Consider the following 19,629-nt stretch of genomic DNA (forward strand, 5'->3'; position numbering starts at 1 on the left):
TTGGTATAAAACGCTTAGATTACAGATACAAAAAAGCCGTATTCAGATCGAATACGGCTTTTTAAACTCTTAATTTTAAAATTTATTTAAATTAAGAAATGATTTCGTGTAGTTCAACGTCAAATACAAGCGTTGAGAAAGGTGCGATTGCAGCACCTGCGCCACGTTCACCATAAGCAAGCTCATGAGGAACGTAGATACGCCATTTAGTACCTACAGGCATCATTTGTAATGCTTCAGTCCAGCCTTTGATCACGCCACCAACTGGAAATTCAGCTGGTTCACCGCGCTCGTATGAGCTATCAAACACAGTACCGTTAATAAGTGTACCGTGGTAATCAACACGTACTGTAGACTCAGCTGTTGGCTTTTCGCCTTCGCCAGTTGCTAGTACTTCGTATTGAAGACCAGACTCAGTTACTGTGATTTCAGGACGTTTTGCGTTTTCTTCTAAGAATGAAATACCTTCTGCAGAAAGTACTTTAGACTCTTCTTCACGACGAGCTTGAATCTCTTCGTTGATTTTTTCAAATGCAGCTTGGATCTCAGGGATCTCAACTTGAAATGCGCTACCAGCATACGCATCTTTCATGCCTTCAAATACTGAATTTAGGTTTAAGCCTTCAAAAGGATTAGACTTAAGTTGCTCACCCATTTGTAAGCCAATACCGTAACTTGCTTTTTCAGCATCTGTAGTAAAATTATCTGACATAATGTGTTTTTCACGTTTTGTTAGTTAAAAGACGCGACTATGCTATCACAAAATAAACCGCGTTTGGGGCTAGTTTTTGCTGAGTTTTAGCTTAATAAGGCCAACAATATAACTGCAAAGCGGCAAACTGAATAAAATTCCAACAAGTAGAGGCATTGTTAGTAATCCTGATTCGCCAAGCAGTAAAAATGGCACGACAAGCAGCCCTATACAACCGATAAAAACAGAGCCAATAACTGGCCAATGCTTATCGTATTTAGTAATAAGATGGGCAGCTAAAACATTAAAACCAACACCATAAATTAAAGCGGTAATTAATGGGTATTCTGGTTGAGCGTCTATAGCCATTTTTACTAATAAGCTAATAGCACTTTGATAGCAGTAACCAAATACCGTCCATAGTAAAATATGTTTAATTAGTAATTGTGGGATTGATTGAATTTGTTTTGTCATTTTTAGTTCCACATAGCAAAAAACCGCCAATAAGGCGGTTTTTTAAATAATGGTGGAGAGATAGGGATTTGAACCCTAGATGGGCTATAAACCCATGCCGGTTTTCAAGACCGGTGCATTCGACCACTCTGCCATCTCTCCGTACGGCGCGGATAATAGAGTGAAATGCATTGCTTGTAAAGAACTAATACACTCTAGTGAGTAAAAAATTAAATATATTTATTAATAATCTACTTGTTAGTAATACTGCTTTGGTCTTCGTGCAATAAACGAACAAATCAAACATGCTAACAAACTCAGTCCAAATAGCGTTATGCTTTGAAAAATCATATCAAATTGATTTAAATCACCACTTGGTATCACAACAAGGATAAGGGTGGGTAATAGACTTAACATTAATACATAGCAACATATTTTAAATGCCCGACCAAAATCAAATCGTTTAGATTGTTGCATCCACCAAGTTAATATTACTAATACACCAATAGCCGAACCTGCCGCAAAATGCGCTATATTAGTACTCATAGCAACATAGAGTGTGACAAGAGCTCCCAAAACACCCCAGATTGACCATGCTAACCAGTTTTCTTTTTCACGTAAAAATAAATTACCCATCGTTTTCGTCTTCTTTATCGTTATTTTTATTAAGACTTTCCATACATTATCAAAAAACAACCGATTAAAAAACAAACTGAAGAAGAATTATTATACTTTATGCTTCCAAGCACTTCTCACAGCCGAACCATTAATTTTTTCTCTAAGCAATATACAACATTAATGATTTAAGACTATTAGAATTAGGAAAAGTTCATACTATTTTACAAATAACTAAAATAATTTTCAGGTTTATGGCGAGCCGATTTTTTGCAATCTACAGTCGGCGTACCTATATATAAATAGCCCACTATTTCATCGTGTTCTTGCAAATTAAGTGCCTTTTTAACAGCCTGACTTTGTGCAAAATACCCCGTACGCCAAACGCCACCTAAACCTTGTGCAAATGCGGCTTGTTGCATTGCCAATACACTGCATCCTGCACTTTGTATTTGCTCTATTCGAGGGACTTTTGGGTGTTCTTGGTATTTTGCAATCGCAATAATAATCATAGGTGCACGCAATGGAAGCTCTTTAGCACGATTAATTACTTTTTCTTCTTGTAGCTCTGTCACTGCACTTTGATGATAAATTTCGCCTAATTTATGGCGCGCATCACCCTGGGCAATAATAAACTGCCAAGGGGCTATACAACCATGATCAGGAACACGTAATGCTGCTTGCTGAATAATTGCAAGTTGCTCCTCATTTGGCGCGGGATCAGTTAATTTTGGATCAGATTGACGGGTAAGTAGAAGCTCGATTGCGTTCACAGCTATTTCCTTAAAATTAAAAACGTTAGGGTAGCATTTTAATGCTGAAAAAATAAATATTGAAAGTCTAAAACGCAAAACGGCTACATAAATAATAATTTAAGTAGCCGTTAGTAATACATGTTAAGTCGTTATTCTTTTAGAGCAACTCGCTTTAGCCAATAATCAATACTGACAAAACGTCCGCCGCCCATAAAAAATAAGCTAAATAGCATAGCAAAGTAGATTGCTGAAAACTCAATGCCATTGTTTAAAATCGATGGTTTACCTTTTTCGTATAAGTAATCGGAAGAACCATGTTCTTCGACTAATCCACGAATTATCCCGATTCGGTTTTGTACTTCTAAAGAGTTTTCGAGGCTTTCTTTGGCACCTGGAACAGATAGCCAATCAAGTACTTGTGCTGCACTGGTATCAGGGTTTGTAGGTGCTATTGCAAACCAACCATTATGCCAATGCACTGATGTTGCCGCTACAACCATCGTGAACATCAGCGGAATGCTAACTAAGCGAGTGAGCAAACCAAGCAGTAAAAACCAGCCGCCTAAGAACTCACTCCACCCCGCTAAAAAAACAAGTAAATCGGGAAAAGGTAATCCTAATCCCCATTCACTATTGCCAAACCATTGAACAACGTCGGGAGAGGCTAAAAAGTTATCAAAAAAACTTTCGGTTTCACCGCTTATCGCAAGTTTATTGTAACCTGCAATAATCATTACTGGCGCTAAAATCAAACGAAATAGTAAAGCGGGTAAACCATCTAAAAATGATAATTTACCCAAAATTGTATCGTAAATACCAATTATTTTATTTTTCATGTGTGTCCTGTTCGTTCATTGTTTATTTAGTTATAGACTATAAACAACCAAGACCGCACTAAAACAAAAAGTATTTCATTGCACAAATATAGCGTTATGTTCGTCAAATACTGCGGGCAATTTGCAATGCTTCAAATATCGCGCGCTTAGCGTCAATTGCTGAAGCGAGTTTAGCACCGCCTATGACATGTACTTTAGCATTATCAAGTTGATTTTTGAGCACTTCATTATTTGATACCTGCCCGATACAGGCAATAACAGTATCAACTGGTAAGGTTTGTGTCTCACCTGCAACAGTTATGGATAAACCATTTTTATCAAAACTGTTATATTGGCAATCAGCAATTTGCTTAACACCATGTTGCTTTGCGACTTGGCGATGTATCCAGCCTGTTGTTTTGCCTAACTCACTACCAAAGCGCCCTGCACTTCGCTTTAACATGTATAATTGGCGTTCATCTTTATGTGGTTGTGGCTCACATTCAATGCCCCATTGCGTTTTAAAATCGCTAATAGTTTGTGATTTGTGCTCACTTAAAAATGCGACCATATCAAAACCTATACCACCTGCGCCTAAAATTGCAATTGATTTACCCAGTTCTACTTCGCCACGAATAACTTCGTCGTAGGCAAAAACACGTTTACCATCATTACACTTAATCGTTGCTTCACGTGGTCTTACACCTGTAGCAAAAACAATATCATCATAGCTTTCAAGCATACTGTCATTGTAAGCTTTACCCAATTCAACACTCACATTTAAACGTGCTAACTCATTAGTGTAATAATTTAAAGTGTGGTTAAAGTCTTCTTTACCGGGTATTTGCATAGCTAAATTAAATTGGCCACCCATCTGCTCTTTTTGATCAATTAACGTGACGTGATGGCCTTTTTGCGCTAAATAGCAACTTGCCGATAAACCAGCAGGACCGGCCCCCACTACCAATACATTTTTAGCTTTAGTCGCTTGCTCTAATGGGTAATCTAGCTCAAATGCAGCTTGTGGATTAACTAAACAGGTAGCACGTTTATTCTTAAACACGTGATCTAAACAACCTTGATTACACCCAATACAGATATTGATTTGCTTAGATTGCTTATTTACATACTTATTAAAAAACTCAGGGTCAGCCAATAACGGACGAGCCATTGAAATTAAGTCTGCTTCCCCGGCAGTTAAAATATCATTAGCAATTTCAGGTGTATTAATTCGGTTAACAGCAATTACTGGGACACTAACTACATCTTTTAAGCGTTTTGAAGCTTCTTTAAATGCACCAGGTGGCACCATACTCGCAATAGTCGGTACACGCGCTTCGTGCCAGCCAATGCCTGTATTAAAAATATCAACGCCCGCTTTTTCAAGTTCAATAGCTTGAATTGTCACTTCATCGGGTGTTGAGCCATTTGGGATTAAATCTATTACTGATAATCTAAAAATGATTAAAAACTTTTCAGATACTTTTGCTCTCACTGCTTTAACTATTTCAAGCGCAAGTCGCATTCTGTTTTCTAGGTTACCACCAAACTCATCTTCGCGTTTATTAGTATGAGGCGCCATAAATTCATTAATTAAATAACCCTCAGAACCCATCACTTCTACGCCATCGTACCCTGCTTTTTCAGCCATATAGGCAGAGTGCGCAAAGTCTTTAATTGTTTTTTTAATAGACCCTAATGACATAGCTTTAGGTTTATAAGGATTAATAGGTGCTTGTATGGCACTTGGCGCTTGATTGAATGGATGATATGCATAGCGTCCAGCATGTAATAGTTGCAGGCAAATTTTCCCACCATGTTTATGCACAGCATCTGTGTATGCGCGATGCTTAAATACGTCATAATAACTATTAAATGAGGAAGAAATAGGTGTCAATTTACCGCGTAAATTAGGACTGTACCCGCCCGTAATTAACATTGCGGTACCGCCCTTGGCACGTGCTTCATAAAAAGCACGTAAGCGTTTTCGGTTATGCCAGCCTTCTTCTAAGCCCGTATGCATTGAGCCCATCACTAAGCGGTTACGTAATTGTGTGTGTTTTAATTGTAGTTGTTGTTCTAACATCCTCTGCCCCGTTAACTGGTCTAACCTGTATACATTAGCTAATTCTGCTTCAATGGCAAGTAATAAGCAATATTTGACTGCATTTAATTGTGAACCTCTTAACATAATTAACTAATTTTTAATGCGCATGAATTTGATGCAAAAAAATTATTAAATACTTCAAAAATACTGTATTTATGGGCACTTAAACACATTCATAAACACTTCGTTACGATTTAGCAGTTAAATTTTTTTTTATTCTAGGATAAGATGGAACAAACGTATTAGCTGTACCAAATTAAGGAGCTATTTTGATAGCAAAAATATTTAAAGGTATTTGGGCTGGGATTAACTTTTCTCGTCGATTAGTACTTAACATTTTGTTTTTATTACTTGTAATTGTTTTTATTGCGGGTATATCGAGCGATGACGATAAGATAATTATTGAAGATGGTTCTGTCCTAAGATTAAATCTTAATGGTCCTATCGTAGAAGAAAAAACATACATTGATCCAATTGAAGCAGCTATCAGCGATGTGACATCAGGTTCAGAAGTACCAAGTGAAATTTTACTAGATGATATCGTTGAAGTAATTAATGAAGCGGCTAAAGATGAACGCATTACTGTGTTACTTCTTGATTTACAAGAAATGCCTAAAGCACATTTGAATAAGCTTAAGCAAATTTCAAGTGCCATTGACCGCTTTAAAGAAACAGGTAAAAAAGTTATAGCATCAGGCTATTACTACACGCAAGCGCAATACTATATAGCATCGCATGCTGATGAAATTGCTATGCACCCTTACGGTAGCGTTGCAATTGAGGGGTATGGCATGTACCCACTTTACTTCAAAGACGCACTTGAAAAACTTGAAGTAACGCAGCATATTTTCCGTGTTGGTACTTTCAAGTCGGCAGTAGAACCTTTTATCCGTAATGACATGTCTGATGCAGCGAAAGAAGCTAACCGTGTATGGTTAGGCGCTCTTTGGAGCGAATACAAACAAGATGTTGCTGCAGTACGCCCTTTTGATGAATCAAACTTTGACGAAACAATGGATGTGTATTTAGCAAAAATGCAAGCCGCAAATGGTGACGCTGGTAAATATGCACTAGATCATCAATGGGTTGATTCGTTAAAAACAAGTCAACAGATCCGCCAACAACTTATCGACTTAGTTGGCACACAAGAAGATGGTAAAACATTTAAGCAAGTATCATTTCGTGAATACTTAAGCTTAGTTAAACCACCTATTGTATTTGATAATCCACTAACTGAAAAAGTAGCCGTTGTTGTTGCAAAGGGCACAATTGTTGACGGTGAACGTAAAGCTGGCGAAATTGGTGGCGACTCTACTGCAGCCCTTCTTCGTAAAGCACGCCTTGATGATAAAGTTAAAGCAGTTGTACTTCGTATCGACTCTGGTGGTGGTAGCATGTTCGCCTCTGAAGTTATTCGTGCAGAAGTATTAGCGCTTAAAGCTGCTGGTAAGCCTGTTATTGCCTCTATGAGCTCTGTAGCAGCATCGGGCGGTTATTGGATTGCCTCTGCAGCAAACGAAATTTGGGCAGCGCCGAGTACAATAACAGGTTCTATTGGTGTGTTTGGTACGTTTATGACATTTGAAAAAACCTTATCTAAAATTGGTGTTTATTCAGATGGCGTTGCAACAACCGAAATGGCTGGTTTTTCTATCACTCGTCCCCTAAACGAAAAAATGGGTCAAGTAATTCAGATGAGCGTTGAAGAAGCATACGGTCGCTTTTTAAATGTTGTCGCTGATGCCCGTAATATGACGCCTGAGCAAGTTGATAAAATTGCCCAAGGCCGCGTATGGATTGCTTCGCAAGCTCTAGAGTTAGGCTTGGTAGATAAGCTTGGTAATAAACAAGATGCAATTGATGCTGCAGCTGCTCTTGCAAAACTAAATCACTACGAAGTTAAAACAATGACGCGTGATTTAAGCCCGCAAGAAAAAATGATGCAAGATATCTTTGGAAATGCGTCGATTAAATCAATGTTAGGCCTACAATCACAAAAAACATCAGTGCTCGCTACGCAAGCTAACTTGCAAAGCGTTATTAACCAATTAAGTACTGAAGTTGAAAACCTTAAAGATTACAACGATCCACAAGGTGTATATGCACGCTGTCTAGTGTGTGAAGTTGCACAATAAAAGTGCATCGCTTCGTCTAATCAGCTGTATTTGAAGCTGCTTAACGTTATACTAAGCCCAGTTTTTTTACTGGGCTTTTTTTATGAAACGCAAACGCATTTATATCGCTTACACTGGCGGTACTATAGGGATGAAAAAATCGAGCCGTGGTTACATTCCGGCCGAAGGCTTTTTAACTGAGACAGTGGTCAACAACGCTGAATTTAATCGTGATGAAATGCCTTTATTTGATATTCACGAATACTGTCCTCTTATTGATTCGTCTGATATGTCGCCTGCTCATTGGCAACTTATTGCTGATGATATTAAAAGTAAGTATCAACAATACGATGGTTTTGTTGTTCTGCACGGCACTGACACAATGGCGTACACCGCCTCTGCACTTTCGTTCATGTTTGAAAATCTTACTAAGCCTGTGATTGTAACCGGCTCGCAAATTCCGCTTTCACAATTGCGCTCAGACGGACAAGTCAACTTGCTTAACGCAATGTATTTAGCCGCAAACTATCCGATTGCTGAAGTAAGCTTGTTTTTCAATAACCAGCTATTTAGAGGAAATAGAGCAACAAAAGCCCATGCTGACGGTTTTAATGCATTTGCATCGCCTAACCTTGAACCTTTAGCGCTATCTGGTATTAGTATTCAACTTATTAAAGGTCAGCTTAGCCCTTACGTTGAAAACGAGCTGCAAGTAACGCCTATAACGCCTCAACCTATCGGGGTACTATATTTATACCCAGGTATTAGCCGAGACGTAGTTAAAAGCTTAGTAAACGACAATATTAAAGCCTTAGTCTTACTTAGTTTTGGAGTGGGTAATGCACCTCAAGATCCAGAATTTTTATCGGTGCTAAGTGAAGCAAGTAAGCGCGGAATGGTCATCGTTAATTTAACCCAATGTTTAAAAGGTCATGTAAACATGGGGGGGTATGCAACAGGTAACGCATTATTAAATATTGGTGTTATTAGTGGATATGATATGACGTTAGAAGCCTGTTTAACTAAGTTGCATTACTTATTTAGTCAAAAGCTTGAAATTGAGACTATTCGGCATTTAATGCAAGACAATTTACGTGGTGAATTAAGCAGATAATAACGCACAACTAAAAACAAAAAGGCACGCTAATAAGCGTGCCTTTAAACTTTTAAACAACTGCTTATTATCTAACTTTAGCGTCTATCTCTACTAAATCTGTTAAATGGCACATTTCACCACTGTGGGTTTTAATACCGTGTTCACCAAAGTAATCACGCTGGGCTTGTACTAAATGCCCATTACTTGGTGTAGTTAACGTCGCTAAATAAGTTTGCGATGAGCTAAGCACTGGAAACGCTAAGCCAGACATAATTGCTTGGCCTGTTACCTTACGAAGTGCCGCAGCTTCTTTATCAAGAGAATCAATAAATTCAACGCCTTGCGCTACGCTATCTAAATAATCGGCGCGAATAATACAACCTGCGCGCCAAGTTTGTAATGTTTTAGATAAATCAACTTTCCATTGATGTGTACGCGATGCACCCTTTATAAGCGCTAAACCTTGGCGATAAGCCAATAAGCTTGCAAGCGTAAATGCATCTTTTAGCTCTTCTAAATCAATATCAACGTTGTTGGTTGATTTAGTTGCATAGGTCATCTCTTGTGCGGCAGTTGTATCGCATGCATTGGTTAAATGACGAGCTTGCACAGCAGCAACAAGTGAAGGGACTGCAATACCAAGTTCGAGTGCATTTTGCGCAGTCCAGAGACCGGTCCCTTTGGCGCCAACTTTATTATCAATTAAGTCCGCAAGCGGAACATTTTTTTGATTTTCAAGGGATAAGATATGGCTAGAAATCGAAAGCAGGTAACTATTTAATTGACCTTTTGACCAATCATCAAAAATAGCAGCCACTTCTTTGGGTGAACGGCCTGTGCCTAAACGAAGCAATTGGTACACTTCAGCGATTAATTGCATCAGTGCATATTCAATACCGTTGTGAACCATTTTTACAAAATGACCACTCGCAGACTGGCCCACACGCGCAAAGCATGAGTCGCCATTATAGCTTGCAGCTACTTTTTCAAACCAAGGTTCAATACGTTCCCAACCACCCTCAGAACCACTTGCCATCATTGCAGGGCCATGACGAGCGCCTTCTGCACCACCAGAAATACCCATAGTGGCAAATTCAAATTTATTTTGGTACTTAAGTTTACGCGTTATACCGTCTTTATAATTACTGTTACCACAATCAACAATCATGTCATTGCAATCAACGCCCGCATCCACCAGTTCATTACAAACTGTATCAACTAGCTCACCTGCAGGAACAAGCAGTAAGATTGAACGAGGTACTTCTAAACGCTTTACCATGTCTCTTAAATCAGAAACAATATGCAGTCTATCGGCCATACCTTGCGATTTAGCACAACTTAATAACTCTTCACCCGCATGCGGATTTTTGTCATAAGCGACTAGCGTAATCCCTTTTTCAATCAAGTTTAAAGCAAGATTTTTCCCCATAACGCCTAACCCGACTAATGCAACTTGCATTTAGTGTCCTCCTCGGTAACAACTATTTGGTTAGTGAATGTAAATAATACCGTGTGCATTATACTGATACAGTCATAAAAGACTAATCACATAACTAATACAACATGCTTTTTTAATATAGATAAATAAGCTACGCGATTATATCAAACATCAGTGCTCTCAGGGTGACAAAAAGCAATGCTATTTAAAATTTAAGAACATTGACGCATTCTGACACCGGTGTCATAATGATGATACAATAGTTTTGTATAAAATAGTGGCAATAATACAAACATTGTCCATAACTAAAAATATTTTTACCTTTTTGTATTTGTATTTTAAATAACAAAACAACCGTTAACCCGCTTACATCTTAAGCACACAGGAGAATTTGATGCTAAGACGCACAAAAATAGTCGCTACCCTTGGGCCTGCTACCGATAGAGATAACAATTTAGAAAAAATTATTCGCGCCGGCGCCAACGTTGTACGTTTAAACTTCTCACATGGTATTGCACAAGATCATAAAGACCGTGCGCAAGCTGTACGCGATATTGCAAAAAAATTAGGCAAGCATATTGCCATCCTTGCTGACCTTCAAGGCCCTAAAATCCGCGTTTCTACTTTTAAAGAAGGTAAAGTAACGCTTGCTGTGGGTGCAAAGTTCACTCTTGATGCAAAAATGGAAAAAGGCGAAGGCGATGTTAACTCTGTAGGTATTGATTATAAAGAATTACCTAACGATGTTAGCCCTAACGACTTACTTCTCCTAAATGACGGCCTTATCCAGTTAAGCGTTGATGAAGTAGTTGGTCATTTAGTGCATTGTACCGTGACTGTTGGTGGTGTTTTATCTAACAATAAAGGTATTAACCGCTTGGGTGGTGGCTTAACTGCTCCAGCATTTACTGAAAAAGATAAAGAAGATTTAATCACGGCAGCTGAAATTGACGTAGATTATATTGCAGTTTCATTCCCTCGTAGTGGCGATGATATGCGCTACGTACGCTCACTTGCTGAAGCTGCTGGTTCAAAAGCACAACTACTTGCAAAAATTGAACGTGCTGAAGCCGTTGAAACACAAGAAGCGGTTGATGACATTATCTTAGCGTCTGACGCTGTAATGGTTGCTCGTGGTGATTTAGGTGTTGAAATTGGTGATGCTGCACTAATGGGCAAGCAAAAACTAATTATTCGTCGTGCTCGTTCATTAAACCGTACTGTAGTAACAGCAACGCAAATGATGGAATCGATGATCGATAACCCGATGCCCACTCGTGCAGAAGTTATGGATGTTGCAAATGCTGTTCTTGATGGAACAGATGCTGTAATGCTTTCTGCTGAAACAGCGGCTGGTGATTACCCTGAAGAAACAGTTGCTACAATGGCACGTGTTTGTTTAGGTGCTGAATCTCAAAAAGAAACACACGTTTCTAAACATCGTTTAGATAGTCGCTTTTCTAATAATGCTGAATCAATTGCCCTTTCTGCTATGTATGCAGCAAACCATTTAGATTCTGTTAAAGCAATCATCACACTAACTGAATCTGGCAGTACTGCTAAACTGATGTCGCGTATTAGCTCTGGTTTACCAATCTACTCGCTTTCACGTCATGCAAGTACGTTAGGTCAAACGGCACTTTATCGTGGTGTTTACCCAGTATTTTTTGATTCTACAAAAACTGAAAAAGACGGTATGGTAAAAGCAGCACTTGATACTTTAGTTGCTCAAGGCTCTTTAGAATCTGGCGATACAGTGATCATTACTCACGGTGACTCAATGGAAACCGTGGGCGCAACTAACACAATGAAAATCGTAACTGTTGTATAATTACTAAATATAAAAAATGCGAGCTAAGCTCGCATTTTTTGTGCCTGTAATAAAAACGTTGGCTTTAACTTGCTAATGCCGCTTTTACTTTATCTCGGTAGCTTCGGCTTACTTTTAGTTCTTGTCCATTTTCAAGCACCAACAAGTACTCACCACTAACTTGTGTAACCAATTTACTAATTTGTTTTGTGTTAACAATGGCACTTCGGTGAACGCGGACAAACAAATGAGGATCTAGCTCTTGCTCTAGCTCTTTCATTGTTTTACGTAAAATATGTGTTTGTCCATCTTGGCAATGTAGGCACATATAATCGCCAGCTGCATCTACCCATTGGATTGTTGCTGCCTGAACGCGAATAATTTCCCCCTGCTCTTTTACGGCTAACGACTCTGGGTAGCGTCTGTCTGTCAATGTATCGCCAGTGGCTAACTTCTTAAGTATTTCTTCGCAATTATTACCTGTAATACCGGCTACAAAACTCGCTAGTTTTTTCTTATGGGCGTTGTCTTGCTGCGTTTTTAAATAGGTATGCACTTTCTCTACCGCCTGTTTTAGTCTGTTATCGTCAACGGGTTTTAAAATGTAATCTAATGCATGAATCTCAAACGCTTTCACTGCAAATTGGTCAAATGCAGTTACAAACACAATCGCAGGTAATACTTTCGTACTTTCGCTAAGTGCTCGTGCGACTTCAAACCCATTCATGCCAGGCATTTGAATATCTAAAAATACCAAATCTATTTTTTCGTTTTTACATGTTTCAATTGCATCAGCACCAGAGCTACATAACTTAATTACTTCAATGTCTGTAAATTCTGCAAGCCTTACATCTAAACCTTTACGTGCTAATGGTTCGTCATCAACAATAAGTGTTTTTATTTTTATCATTTCTTCACAGCCTTCTCAAACGGTACTCGCAGATTAACTTTTAATCCACTTGGCGTATTATGTGATAATACAAACGAATAATTATTTTCGTAGAGCGTTTTTAATCTATCTTTTGTGTTTGCGACACCAACCCCTTGGGCATTGACGAGTTGACCATCTTTTATTTCTGTTCCAGGACCATTATCGCCAACCTCTAACAGTAACTCATTAGCAAACACTTGCGCTTTAATATCAATCACACCGCCTTCTGTTAAGTGTGCAATAGCGTACTTAATTGAATTTTCTATAATAGGTTGCAAAATTAAGCTCGGTAATAATGCCTGCTTAGCTTCTTCGCTTACTTCAACGTTTACTTTTAATCGTTCGTCAAATCGCACACGTTCAATTTCAAGGTATAACATAAGCGCATGAAGCTCTTGCTCTAACGGAACTTTTTTAATCGGATCAGTATTCAATGTATAACGCAAAAAGTCACTAAGTTTAGAGACCATTAAATTAGCATCTTTATTTTCTTTCACCAAAATCAATGTAGAAATTGCGTTAAGTGTGTTAAACAAAAAATGAGGATTTAGTTGATATCTTAGCATTTTCAATTGCGCTTCATGTGCCATGGTTGTCGCTTTTAACGCCTTTTGCCGTTCACCTTGTAGCAATTGATAATACTTAACGCCAAAGTATAAACCACTCCAACACAGTATAATATAAACTGAATCTAAACCCTGTTGTAAGTAATAAAACCACTCTTCAGGTCTATATCCGTGTCGGTAAATTTCCCATAGATTGAACTTTTGAACCACCGCCCACAAAGTACCGGTTATGTAAGAGGCACCAAATACCACCAATATAAGCACCCAAGGGGAGGCGTTCCATATTGTGCGATAGATATAACGAAGTGGCACTGTCATTAAACAGCCGGCATAAGCATTGAGTAAAATAACAAACACGTAAATATCACGCATTTCAAATACTTTAGAGCCGATGTAATTTACCAGTGCATAACCAATCCAGCCTGCAATTTGCAAAAGCCAAAAAAAGCGTTGTCGGTTATCAACTAACGATTGCCAGTTCAAAATTTACTTTTACTCCACAGTGTTAAAGCCTAATTATATAAAATCAACTTTTCGCTTGGCCTGATATTTTCTTATTTTGATAATAAAAAACAGCGTAAAATTAACTTTTAATAATAATTATATTTACACATTATATCGATTTATAAGAATGTTTAGCACTGCCAACTGTCTTAGTTTTTAAGAGCCTTAACGCAAAGTTCAGCACCGCTGATAATAAAAAAGCGAAAGGCCGTAACCTTTCGCTTTTTTAATGCTATTTATTGAATAAGTAACTATGCAAGCTTGTCTGAAGCAACTTTATAAGTTGGATCTTCAATCACATTCACTTCAACCAAATCGCGAGCTTTATGTAATAACTGAGTACAGTCTTTACTTAAGTGACGCAAGTGAAGTTGTTTACCGGCTTTTGTATATTTTTCAGCAAGCGTATCAATTGCTTCTATTGCACTGTGATCCGATACTCGGCTATGTTTAAATTCAACAATCACATTTTTAGGATCATTTTTTACGTCAAACAACTCAGAAAAGTTTTTAACCGAACCAAAGAATAACGGACCATGTAGCTCGTAGACTTTAGCGCCTTCTTCATCAATGTAGTTAGTTGTATATATTTGTTTAGCATGTTGCCAAGCAAATACAAGTGCTGAGACGATAACACCTACACACACCGCAATTGCTAAATCGGTAATAACCGTTACACCTGATACAAGCACAATTACAAACGCATCCGATAATGGTACACGCTTCATCATTTTAAAGCTTGCCCATTCAAATGTACCCAGTACAACCATAAACATTACACCAACAAGTGCAGCTAATGGGATCATTTCAATTAGGCTTGAGGCAAAAATAATAAAACCAAGTAACATAAGCGCAGCACTTATCCCTGATAAACGAGAGCGCCCACCTGAATTTATATTTATCATAGACTGGCCAATCATTGCACAGCCCCCCATTGCACCAAACATACCACAGGTAATATTTGCAGCGCCTTGACCTATACATTCTTTGTTGCTGTGGCCGCGTGTTTCTGTTATTTCGTCAATTAAACTAAGCGTTAATAACGATTCAATTAAACCAATAGCTGCTAAAATAAGTGCATACGGAAAAATAATTTGCAGTGTTTCAAAGTTAAAAGGCACCATAGGAATATGAAATTCTGGTAAACCGCCGGCTATTGTTGCCGCTTCGTCGCCCGTCATTCCTTTTAAGAAATCAAGCACGGTATGCGCTTCTAAATCAAAACCAATCACTAATCCTGTCACTGTTACTATGGCAACTAATGACGAAGGAACCGCTGTAGTTAGTTTTGGTAAAAAGTGAATTATTGCCATTGTTAATGCCACTAATCCCAGCATGATAAACAATGGACTGCCTGTCATCCACTCTTGCCCGCCCATACCGTCAGGCACTTTAAATTGCCCTAGCTGGGCTAAAAATATAACAATTGCTAAACCATTTACAAAACCCAGCATTACCGGATGAGGCACCATACGGATAAACTTTCCGAGCTTAAATATCCCCGCTAGTATTTGCAATATCCCCATTAAGAGCACGGTAGCAAATAGGTACTCTACACCATGATCAAGTACTAAACTTACCATAACAACAGCTAAGGCACCGGTTGCACCTGAAATCATACCAGGACGGCCACCAAATATTGCCGTAATTAAACCAACGATAAACGCGGCATATAGACCAACTAAAGGTTCTACATTTGCTACAAAGGCAAACGCAACAGCTTCTGGAACTAAGGCTAACGCCACAGTCAATCCAGACAGTATATCGTTTTTAGCAGAGCTTGGCGCCCTACTGAGTAAGTTAAACATTGAGTTCCTCAAATGGTATAATGGGTATAAAAAAAGCGCTAAATTCTATCAAATCAGCGCTCAGTTAACAATTGTCATTGTGTGGTTAAGCTAAACTAAAGCAGTTTAGCTTTAAAAAGAAAGTGCTTTTATAAAGGAAGAGAAGTACTACGTTTTACACATGTCATTGTTACATTAGAATGTACTTCTTGTACGTATTCTAAGCTTAATAAATTATCACGGACAAAGTGCTCATAGCCTTCAATGCCTTGTGAAATAATACGTAGCATGAAGTCCATTGTTCCAGCCATAGTGTAACACTCAGTCACTTGGTCGTAGCTCATAATCAGCTTTTCAAACTCAGCAAGGTTTTTCTTACCATGATTTGATAACCGCACATGTGCATATACAAGCATATCAAAGCCTAGTTTTTTCTCATCTAAAAGAGCTACTTTGCTTTTTATGTATCCATCTTGCTCAAGTTTAGCGATGCGTCGCCAGCAAGGTGATTGTGACAAGCCGACTTTATCAGCAATTTCAGCTGTTGATAAACTGGCATCTTGTTGTAAAAGTGCCAAAATTTGGCGATCTACGTGATTTAGAGACATTTTATTTCTTATTTATCAAATAAACTGGTTAAATTATACAGCTATTTTAAAAAACAGTCTGCTTATTTTTATCTTTTATACTTATATGTTATTTCAATCATCAAAGTAAAAAGTCAACCATACTAACCGATTATAAATGAGTTAGTATTTTCATAACACACCTATTATGCCCTACAAGTATTTGTGTATTGCACGCCCTAGGGCGTATTATATTTCTTTATTCTTTTGATCCGGTATAGCAACCTTCTCTTCAAACGACATGAGTATCGGATATTTTAAATAAGCTTGGTCGTAAAACGGACTTTGCTCATATAGCCAATTCAAACGCGCGTCCGCATCTTGAGCAAACGTCTTATCGTCATTGATTTTTTTATCAAACGCGAGTGCAAGTTTCGGATTATCTTTTAGCATTTGACGAGCATATGGAATGAGCGCATAATTTTCCATGTATTCTGTTCGCTGAAAAATTGTATTAAATTCCCCCCAAGCAAAAAATGAGTCTGGCGCTTCAGGATGTAATAAATGCACTGCAAGCTCACCTGCTTTTTGTTGAGTTGTTACTTGGTACCAACCATCTAAATCAACATTAATTGCAGGGATATAATCAAAACTCGCTGATACTCTAAAACGACCTTCAAATGGCGCTTTGTCAAACGTATACTCTGCCACCTTTGCTACTTTTAAAGGCTGTTTATTTTCACCTTCCAGCTTATTAATAGAGACACCGTGTAGTTTCAACTTTTCTATAATATCAATGTATACAGGCGGAATAAAGAACGCTTTGGGTACTTCAACTGTATGTTGTACATCTTTTTGCCAATAAATAGGTAAGTCAGTATATGCATGTGCTTTACCTAAATACTTAACTTCATTTTGGCCCGAGAGCGCATTCATGCTTGATGAATATTCAATACCTTTAAATTGTGTAATCGTATCAGCCTGCTTGGCATAGCCACGCTTGACTATTAACTGTTTAGGAACAAATTCTTGTTCTTTTTTAACTGCATTAGCTAACTCATGACCATGTTTAGATAGTGCATTAATAGCACCATCTAAAAATACGTAAGTTCCTAAAACACGTTGCTTGTATGGCTTTAATGAATGATTTTCTACTAAAATAGTCGGTAATGACTTTAAATCACCCCAACCATTTGAAAAGCGCGGCGTAGCAACCCACCCCGCTAACCCTTTTTTAAAATCTCGCTTATCCATAACAAAAACAAGTGGCCCTGGCGTATGTCCTTGTTTAGCTAGCGTCTCATCTATTAGGGGTTTAAAAAATTGATTTAAAGCATCAGATACCGCAGGCGATTCGCTCGAAAATACTGGATTGTAACCATAAGTCACATCGTACTGGTAATCTGCACCATCGGTTACGTGTACATCAATGTATAAATTTGGGTTGTAGTCGTTAATAACCTTTAAAACGCTTCTAACTTCTGGCGTATCTAATTTAGTAAAATCACGATTTAAATTAAGGTTATTAGCATTTGTTCTAAAGCCCATTTTTGTAGGGCCTCGCTGATTGATACGATTGAATGCACTGCTACGCTCGTGTCCATCTACATTTAAAATAGGAATAAATAATATATTTACCTTTTTTAAAATGTCACGACGCTTACCCGTGGCTATGTCTCTGAGCAGCATAAACATGGCATCTTTACCGTCTATCTCTCCAGAATGTATTCCCGCTTGAATAAAAATAGTCGGCTTAGTGCTATTAGCCATTTGTCCTGATTCAAAAAAACCTTGCTCGCTCGCTATCAACATCTTAATTGCACGTTTGCTGTTACTGTAGCCAATAGTATGAGATTGAAACTGAGTAGGGTTTGCTGCAACGAGTCTATCAACAAATGCCATAGTATCTGCATAATTAGGCGATATCTCACCGTTAGACAACTCAAAATCGGTTGTTAATGGGCCCTGTTTTTGTAAAAGCTCTACACTTTTTCCCTGCCACTCAATGAGTGGAGGTAAATGTGCGTCATACGCCACACTTGCAGATAAAACGAGTAAACTTGCAAACATAAAATTCTCTAACAAACGCCTTAATTATATAAATTATATCAACTAAATTTTTTATAATGAGAAAACTGCGGTGATTCAACAAAAAAAAGCAGCCAATAGCATATGACTCACTTATGTTTGAAATTTAAGGCTTTATTACGCTAACGAATAATCGGTATAAAGTTTAAAAAAAACAACTGGTTCAAACTCTTCTTCATTGTTGAACTGAATCAGAATTTTTAGCGCCGTTAACGCTAGGTTTAATAACAATCTGCTCATATATGGGTCTATTTAACATTAAGAAAATTTCAACGACGTTATAGTGCAATTTAATACCAATTCGCTTAATTAAGTGTTCTGTTTTTAGGTAAGAAAATCGTGTTGATAACAAGGCAAAAAATTCGTTATATAGTTGTTCTATATAAGAAATATTTTAACGCAGTTAACGTCAAATTTAATCCCTTAAATTGATTAGGTATTATTGCGGATTGGTATAATTAGTTAAATTGCTCAAAGATTTATGCAGGTTGGTTTAATCTCCCAACTTGAGCAAATATTATTACGGATAGGTATTTGTAATTGAAATAAAATTACTAAATAGCAGGCACAAAAAAAGGAGCCATAGGCTCCTCTTTAATACTTATACAAAAAAGCTTAAGCGGCTAGGCCTTCTTTTGCTTTTTCTACAAGCGCTGCGAATGCAACTTGGTCGTAAACAGCGATATCTGCAAGGATCTTACGATCGATTTCTACAGAAGTCTTTTTAAGACCATTGATAAAACGGCTGTAAGACAGACCATTTTGACGTGAAGCAGCATTGATACGTGCAATCCATAATTGACGGAAAGTACGTTTCTTCGCACGACGGTCACGGTAAGCGTATTGACCCGCTTTAGTAACAGCCTGGAAAGCTACGCGGTAAACACGTGAACGTGCTCCGTAGTAACCTTTTGCTTGTTTTAAAACTTTTTTGTGACGTGCACGTGCGACAACGCCGCGTTTAACTCTTGCCATTTCTAAAAACCCCTATTAAGCGAACGGTAACATACGTGAAACTAGACCATGGTCATTTTTATGAACCATCATCTTAGGACGTAGGTGTAACTTACGCTTAGAAGTTTTCTTAGTCAGAATATGACGAAGATGCGCTTGTTTACGCTTGAAACCGCCAGAAGCAGTCTTTTTGAAACGCTTAGCAGCGCCACTGTGACTTTTTAGCTTATAAGCCATTGCAATAACTCCAAATTGTATTGCTTTTAAATTAGTAAGCAGGCGTGAGATATATTTCTATAGCTCCACTTTTAGGCCTAACTTACTGCCATGTTCCGGTGA

Annotated in this window: 17 protein-coding genes and 1 tRNA gene; 3 read left to right on the forward strand and 15 right to left on the reverse strand. The window is 38.1% G+C overall.

Annotation, left to right across the window (positions count from 1 at the left end; all coding sequences use genetic code 11):
* Positions 1-91 precede the first annotated feature (91 nt).
* The 7 genes from NRL14_RS07845 to NRL14_RS07875 form a co-directional block, all read right to left on the reverse strand.
* Positions 92-712, reverse strand: coding sequence for an FKBP-type peptidyl-prolyl cis-trans isomerase (locus tag NRL14_RS07845; RefSeq protein WP_007378060.1), 621 nt, complete (start codon positions 710-712; stop codon positions 92-94).
* A 69-nt stretch (positions 713-781) separates the two neighbouring features.
* Positions 782-1,165 (reverse strand): hypothetical protein, encoded by a 384-nt coding sequence (locus NRL14_RS07850; RefSeq protein ID WP_149605403.1) that lies wholly within the window; start codon positions 1,163-1,165, stop codon positions 782-784.
* 50 nt (positions 1,166-1,215) lie between these two features.
* Positions 1,216-1,306: transfer RNA gene (locus NRL14_RS07855), tRNA-Ser, on the reverse strand.
* A 96-nt stretch (positions 1,307-1,402) separates the two neighbouring features.
* A complete protein-coding gene (locus NRL14_RS07860) occupies positions 1,403-1,780 on the reverse strand; it encodes a hypothetical protein (protein ID WP_149614847.1) in 378 nt (125 codons plus the stop codon).
* Positions 1,781-1,983: 203 nt separating this feature from the next.
* Entirely contained in the window at positions 1,984-2,532 is a 549-nt protein-coding gene (locus tag NRL14_RS07865; RefSeq protein WP_008136700.1) for an NAD(P)H nitroreductase, read from the reverse strand.
* A 131-nt stretch (positions 2,533-2,663) separates the two neighbouring features.
* Positions 2,664-3,350, reverse strand: coding sequence for a DoxX family protein (locus tag NRL14_RS07870; protein WP_306724391.1), 687 nt, complete (start codon positions 3,348-3,350; stop codon positions 2,664-2,666).
* Between the two features lie 103 nt (positions 3,351-3,453).
* Positions 3,454-5,415, reverse strand: coding sequence for an FAD-dependent oxidoreductase (locus NRL14_RS07875; RefSeq protein ID WP_033039371.1), 1,962 nt, complete (start codon positions 5,413-5,415; stop codon positions 3,454-3,456).
* 290 nt (positions 5,416-5,705) lie between these two features.
* Between NRL14_RS07875 and sppA the strand changes: the two genes are divergently transcribed.
* Both sppA and ansA read left to right on the forward strand, forming a co-directional pair.
* Complete coding sequence (gene sppA, locus NRL14_RS07880) at positions 5,706-7,571, forward strand: signal peptide peptidase SppA (protein WP_306724392.1); 1,866 nt, start codon at positions 5,706-5,708, stop codon at positions 7,569-7,571.
* An 82-nt stretch (positions 7,572-7,653) separates the two neighbouring features.
* Positions 7,654-8,664 (forward strand): asparaginase, encoded by a 1,011-nt coding sequence (gene ansA / locus NRL14_RS07885; protein WP_007378053.1) that lies wholly within the window; start codon positions 7,654-7,656, stop codon positions 8,662-8,664.
* A 67-nt stretch (positions 8,665-8,731) separates the two neighbouring features.
* Here the strand turns inward: ansA and gndA are convergent, their stop codons facing one another.
* A complete protein-coding gene (gndA, locus tag NRL14_RS07890) occupies positions 8,732-10,105 on the reverse strand; it encodes an NADP-dependent phosphogluconate dehydrogenase (RefSeq protein ID WP_007378052.1) in 1,374 nt (457 codons plus the stop codon).
* Positions 10,106-10,478: 373 nt separating this feature from the next.
* On the opposite strand from gndA, the gene pyk reads away from it, so the two are divergent.
* Positions 10,479-11,915, forward strand: a complete 1,437-nt coding sequence (gene pyk / locus NRL14_RS07895; RefSeq protein ID WP_306724393.1) for a pyruvate kinase — start codon at positions 10,479-10,481, stop codon at positions 11,913-11,915.
* Between the two features lie 64 nt (positions 11,916-11,979).
* Here pyk and NRL14_RS07900 read toward each other — a convergent pair whose 3' ends face one another.
* The 7 genes from NRL14_RS07900 to rpmI all read right to left on the reverse strand — a co-directional run bounded on the left by NRL14_RS07900 (position 11,980) and on the right by rpmI (position 19,527).
* Positions 11,980-12,804 carry a LytTR family DNA-binding domain-containing protein gene (locus NRL14_RS07900; protein WP_306724394.1) on the reverse strand — a complete coding sequence of 275 codons (825 nt, stop codon included), beginning with the start codon at positions 12,802-12,804 and terminating at the stop codon, positions 11,980-11,982.
* Positions 12,801-13,874, reverse strand: a complete 1,074-nt coding sequence (locus NRL14_RS07905; RefSeq protein WP_033029398.1) for a sensor histidine kinase — start codon at positions 13,872-13,874, stop codon at positions 12,801-12,803. The genes NRL14_RS07900 and NRL14_RS07905 overlap by 4 nt, the downstream gene beginning before the upstream one ends.
* A 272-nt stretch (positions 13,875-14,146) precedes the next feature.
* Entirely contained in the window at positions 14,147-15,703 is a 1,557-nt protein-coding gene (locus tag NRL14_RS07910; protein WP_008133998.1) for a SulP family inorganic anion transporter, read from the reverse strand.
* 128 nt (positions 15,704-15,831) lie between these two features.
* Positions 15,832-16,290, reverse strand: a complete 459-nt coding sequence (locus tag NRL14_RS07915) for an Lrp/AsnC family transcriptional regulator (protein ID WP_007375323.1) — start codon at positions 16,288-16,290, stop codon at positions 15,832-15,834.
* Positions 16,291-16,497: 207 nt separating this feature from the next.
* On the reverse strand, positions 16,498-18,318 hold the full coding sequence (locus tag NRL14_RS07920; RefSeq protein ID WP_306724395.1) for a M14 family metallopeptidase: 1,821 nt from the start codon (positions 18,316-18,318) through the stop codon (positions 16,498-16,500).
* A 633-nt stretch (positions 18,319-18,951) separates the two neighbouring features.
* Entirely contained in the window at positions 18,952-19,311 is a 360-nt protein-coding gene (gene rplT / locus NRL14_RS07925; protein ID WP_002960711.1) for a 50S ribosomal protein L20, read from the reverse strand.
* Between the two features lie 15 nt (positions 19,312-19,326).
* The gene (gene rpmI, locus NRL14_RS07930; protein ID WP_002960713.1) at positions 19,327-19,527 is read right to left on the reverse strand and encodes a 50S ribosomal protein L35; all 201 of its coding nucleotides are present in this window, start codon (positions 19,525-19,527) and stop codon (positions 19,327-19,329) included.
* Between the last annotated feature and the right edge of the window lie 102 nt (positions 19,528-19,629).

The organism is Pseudoalteromonas sp. 20-92 (assembly GCF_030847595.1).
Taxonomy (GTDB): Bacteria; Pseudomonadota; Gammaproteobacteria; order Enterobacterales; family Alteromonadaceae; genus Pseudoalteromonas; species Pseudoalteromonas fuliginea.

What these genes read in the sequence shown, in the direction of transcription:
- NRL14_RS07870 (WP_306724391.1), bottom strand. Translation starts at nt 3,350, where the DNA reads ATGAAAAATAAAATAATTGGTATTTACGATACAATTTTGGGTAAATTA.
- rpmI (WP_002960713.1), bottom strand. Translation starts at nt 19,527, where the DNA reads ATGGCTTATAAGCTAAAAAGTCACAGTGGCGCTGCTAAGCGTTTCAAA.
- NRL14_RS07915 (WP_007375323.1), bottom strand. Translation starts at nt 16,290, where the DNA reads ATGTCTCTAAATCACGTAGATCGCCAAATTTTGGCACTTTTACAACAA.
- NRL14_RS07910 (WP_008133998.1), bottom strand. Translation starts at nt 15,703, where the DNA reads ATGTTTAACTTACTCAGTAGGGCGCCAAGCTCTGCTAAAAACGATATA.
- NRL14_RS07845 (WP_007378060.1), bottom strand. Translation starts at nt 712, where the DNA reads ATGTCAGATAATTTTACTACAGATGCTGAAAAAGCAAGTTACGGTATT.
- NRL14_RS07875 (WP_033039371.1), bottom strand. Translation starts at nt 5,415, where the DNA reads ATGTTAGAACAACAACTACAATTAAAACACACACAATTACGTAACCGC.
- NRL14_RS07900 (WP_306724394.1), bottom strand. Translation starts at nt 12,804, where the DNA reads ATGATAAAAATAAAAACACTTATTGTTGATGACGAACCATTAGCACGT.
- gndA (WP_007378052.1), bottom strand. Translation starts at nt 10,105, where the DNA reads ATGCAAGTTGCATTAGTCGGGTTAGGCGTTATGGGGAAAAATCTTGCT.
- rplT (WP_002960711.1), bottom strand. Translation starts at nt 19,311, where the DNA reads ATGGCAAGAGTTAAACGCGGCGTTGTCGCACGTGCACGTCACAAAAAA.
- ansA (WP_007378053.1), top strand. Translation starts at nt 7,654, where the DNA reads ATGAAACGCAAACGCATTTATATCGCTTACACTGGCGGTACTATAGGG.
- NRL14_RS07920 (WP_306724395.1), bottom strand. Translation starts at nt 18,318, where the DNA reads ATGTTTGCAAGTTTACTCGTTTTATCTGCAAGTGTGGCGTATGACGCA.
- NRL14_RS07850 (WP_149605403.1), bottom strand. Translation starts at nt 1,165, where the DNA reads ATGACAAAACAAATTCAATCAATCCCACAATTACTAATTAAACATATT.
- pyk (WP_306724393.1), top strand. Translation starts at nt 10,479, where the DNA reads ATGCTAAGACGCACAAAAATAGTCGCTACCCTTGGGCCTGCTACCGAT.
- NRL14_RS07860 (WP_149614847.1), bottom strand. Translation starts at nt 1,780, where the DNA reads ATGGGTAATTTATTTTTACGTGAAAAAGAAAACTGGTTAGCATGGTCA.